This is a genomic window from Nocardioides sp., assembly GCF_036401255.1.
In the GTDB taxonomy this organism is placed as follows: domain Bacteria; phylum Actinomycetota; class Actinomycetes; order Propionibacteriales; family Nocardioidaceae; genus Nocardioides.
Genome location: NZ_DASWVI010000446.1, coordinates 1 through 2,630, shown reverse-complemented (window position 1 = coordinate 2,630; position 2,630 = coordinate 1). Strand labels below are relative to the sequence as shown.

Sequence of the window (2,630 nt, the reverse complement as noted above, 5' to 3'; positions counted from 1 at the left end):
CGACCTGCGCACCGTCGGGTTCGCTCCCGGGTCGGTGCCCGACGGGGTGTCGCGCGACGTGCCCGGGCGCACCCTCGCCGCCCCGCTGCGCGCCGGCGAGCCGGTGACCGACGTCCGCCTGGTCGGGCCCGCGCTCACCTCCGGCTATCCCGGGCTCGCCGCGGTCCCCGTGCGGCTGCCCGATCCCGCGATGGCCGCGCTGCTGCGGGTCGGCGACCGCGTCGACCTGGTCTCCGCCGACCCCCAGGGCGGCCCGGCCGGCGTCGTGGCCCGCGACGTACCGGTGCTCGCGCTGCCCGAGCCCGGATCGGGCACCGGCGTGGCCGAGCTGCCCGGGCGGCTGGTCGTGATCGGCGCGCTGCCCGCCGACGTGCCCCGCATCGCGGACGCCTCGGCGCGCACCTTCCTCACGATCGCCCTACCGGACTAGCGTGCCCGCATGACCGGATTCAAGAACTTCATCCTCCGCGGCAACCTCGTCGAGCTGGCCGTGGCCTTCATCATGGCCGGCGCGTTCGCGTCCGTGGTGACCGCCACCGTCGGCTTGATCATGGACCTGATCGGGAAGGTCGGCGGCACCCCGAACTTCTCGACCTACGTCTGGCACGGCATCTCGATCGGCGTCTGGCTCACCGCCGTGATCTCGTTCGTGATCATCGCCGCGGTCGTCTACTTCTTCATCGTGGTGCCCTACACCGCCGCGAAGGAGCGCTACTTCCCCAGCCCCGAGCCCGGCACCCCCGAGGACGTCAAGCTGCTCGAGGAGATCCGCGACCTGCTCGCCGCCCAGCAGGGTCGATCGACCCCGGGGGTCTGACCCACGCGCGGCCGTTCGCCGTCGAGACACCAGAACTGGCTGTCCGGGACGACCCTCGGCAGCCAGTTCGGGTGTCTCGGCGCGAGATGAGGGGTCAGGACCCGTGGTGCGGGGGCACCTGCTCGCGCAGCCAGCGGTCCGTCGCCGACTCGCTGCCGCGGCTCGGCGCCGCGGCGTCGTCGCGCTCGTCGCTGGTGGTCTCGGGCAGCACGTCGCCGAACACCTCCGCGCGGCGCCGGCGCCGCTCCCACTCGGACTGCTCGTCCGGTGTCCGGCCGCGGTCCCCGTCCCCGGTCACGTGCACAGCCCCGCGTCCTCGAGCGCCTGCTTGTCGGCCTCGCTCTTCTGCCCGGAGCCGCCGCTGCCGTTGCCCGAGCCGGGCAGGTTGCCGGCGCTGATCACGCCGTCGCTGAGCTTCTTGGTCAGCGGCTCGTCGAGGGCGACCTTGTGCCAGACCTGCTTGGCGTCCGGCTCCTTCCAGACCAGCCGGTTGGGGTCGGCCGGGTCGGGGATGTTCGGGATCGTCAGGAACTGGATGTTGTCCAGGCCGATGCCCTTGAACTCGACGCCGAGCTTGGCGATCTTCCACACGTTCTGCAGCCCGGGGTCGACGGTCAGCGACTGGGTGGCCGCGTTGAGGAAGCCGACGAGATGGTCGGGGCGGGCCAGCGTCCCCGCGGTCACGACCTGGTGGGCCATCGACCCGATGAACGCCTGCTGGCGCTTCATCCGGCCGATGTCCGAGCCGTTGCCGACGACGTACCGCTCACGGACGTAGTTGAGGGCCTCTTTGCCCTTGAGCTTGCGGGTGCCGGCCTCGATGTTGATGCCGTGGGCCGGGTCCACGATCGGCTCGGGGATGCACACCTCGACGCCACCGATCGCATCGACCATGCCCTGGAAGCCCTCGAAGTCGACCACCACGAAGTGGTCGAGCCGGATGTCGGTGAGCTGCTCGAACTGCTGGATGGTGCACGCTGGACCGCCGAGCGCGAAGGCCTCGTTCCACATCACGTTGTCGGCGCCCGGGATCGTCTCGCCGTCCTCGGTCCTGCAGTCGGGCCGGTCGACGATCGAGTCGCGCGGGATGCTGATGCCGTAGGCCCGCTCGCGGTCCGCGGAGAGGTGGAACAGGATCGTGGTGTCCGAGCGCTGCCCGCCGCCGGTGAGGTTGTCGATGTTGCAGCCCGCACAGTCGCGGCTGTCGGAGCCCATCACCAGGACGTTGAGCGGATCCTTCGGCCCCTCGACCGCGACCTTGTCGGGCCGGTTGGACAGCTGCGCGGTCGGGTCGAGGACGCTGAGGTTGCCGTTGAGGTGTCGGTAGAGCCACACCGTGCCCAGACCCGTGGCCATCGCGAGGGTCAGGGCGGTCGCGAGCAGGACCTTGCCGACCGTGTGGCGCTTGCGCGCCTTCGCCCGCCGCTTGGGTGCGCCGGCGTCCGGCTGGGCGCCTTCGGGCGCAGCGTGGGACATCGGCTACCTCATGGTCGGGGACGCGGGACGGGGTGCGGAGCACCGCGAGCGTAGGTCGCGAACCTTAAGTGTCGCTGTGAGCGGCACATGTCGACAAAATGGGACGCTCCTACCGGGGGTCGCCGACCGCCCCCGGACTCGTGAAAGACTGTCCGCCGAGTCCCGATCCGATCGGGCAGCGGCCCCAGTAGCTCAGTGGATAGAGCAGCCGCCTCCTAAGCGAAAGGTCGCCAGTTCGACTCTGGCCTGGGGCGCCACCGGCTATGTCTGCCGCGGCGACTGCCCCGTGGGGCGGTCGAGGCCGGTGTGACGCAGGGGGCGGCAGAGCCTGACCGAC

At 71.3% G+C, this 2,630-nt stretch carries 4 protein-coding genes and 1 tRNA gene; 3 read left to right on the top strand and 2 right to left on the bottom strand.

The window, feature by feature from the left end; translation table 11 throughout:
• Nucleotides 1-430: pilus assembly protein CpaB (locus VGD85_RS20265; protein ID WP_331065238.1), on the top strand; the 430-nt coding region annotated here is incomplete at its 5' end.
• A 9-nt stretch (nt 431-439) separates the two neighbouring features.
• Nucleotides 440-817 (top strand): MscL family protein, encoded by a 378-nt coding sequence (locus tag VGD85_RS20260; RefSeq protein ID WP_331065237.1) that lies wholly within the window; start codon nt 440-442, stop codon nt 815-817.
• A 94-nt stretch (nt 818-911) separates the two neighbouring features.
• Here VGD85_RS20260 and VGD85_RS20255 read toward each other — a convergent pair whose 3' ends face one another.
• Nucleotides 912-1,115, bottom strand: coding sequence for a hypothetical protein (locus tag VGD85_RS20255; protein WP_331065236.1), 204 nt, complete (start codon nt 1,113-1,115; stop codon nt 912-914).
• A complete protein-coding gene (locus VGD85_RS20250) occupies nt 1,112-2,293 on the bottom strand; it encodes an LCP family protein (RefSeq protein ID WP_331065235.1) in 1,182 nt (393 codons plus the stop codon). The genes VGD85_RS20255 and VGD85_RS20250 overlap by 4 nt, the downstream gene beginning before the upstream one ends.
• Before the next feature lie 181 nt (nt 2,294-2,474).
• Here VGD85_RS20250 and VGD85_RS20245 point away from each other — a divergent pair.
• Nucleotides 2,475-2,550: transfer RNA gene (locus tag VGD85_RS20245), tRNA-Arg, on the top strand.
• The last annotated feature ends 80 nt before the right edge of the window (nt 2,551-2,630 follow it).